The 501-nt window shown below is 44.3% G+C and carries 1 protein-coding gene; it reads left to right on the top strand.

Translation table 11 applies throughout. From position 1 onward, the window contains the following. A partial coding sequence (locus R7Q09_RS28755; protein ID WP_411913140.1) for a tetratricopeptide repeat protein occupies positions 1–430 on the top strand: 430 nt, incomplete at its 5' end. Between the last annotated feature and the right edge of the window lie 71 nt (positions 431–501).

Here is a 501-nt window from a genome sequence, read left to right as displayed (position 1 = left end):
AGCTTATCAAGGGGTGCCTTTCCGCGCAGCGAAAACACTTCAAGCAGCCTTTGATAATGGTCATGTAGAACGCAACGCAAAAAATTTGGAAACACTTGGTTCGTTTTGGCAGCAAGCACAAGAACTTGAACAGGCTATCGACGTCTATCAACAAGCTTACAATCTTGCTCCACAAGCAAAAACTCAAATAAAAATTGCTCGTCTAATGATTTTAGACAAGCAATATACGGAGGCGACGAAATTTACGCAAAACGCCGCCCCAGATGCTAAGCACGAACAAAAAGGAGAGCTCTCTTACATTCGTGGCATGGCATATTTTGAGTTAAACCAACCGAGTAATGCTCTAAAAGCAATGAAAAGTGCGGCTCAATCTCCGGATATGAGAGCAATGGCGAGCCCTTGGATTAATTTCCTAGAGTCACAAGGGTAAGTCATACATTTAGCATGGCGCGAAAATTAAGTGTGAGTCAGTCGCACGCCTGGGGAAGTGAAAGCTTCCCC

Source organism: Vibrio sp. 2130-1 (assembly GCF_033339515.1).
Note: the sequence above shows the minus strand (reverse complement) of the source record. Positions and strands in the feature narration are given on the sequence as shown.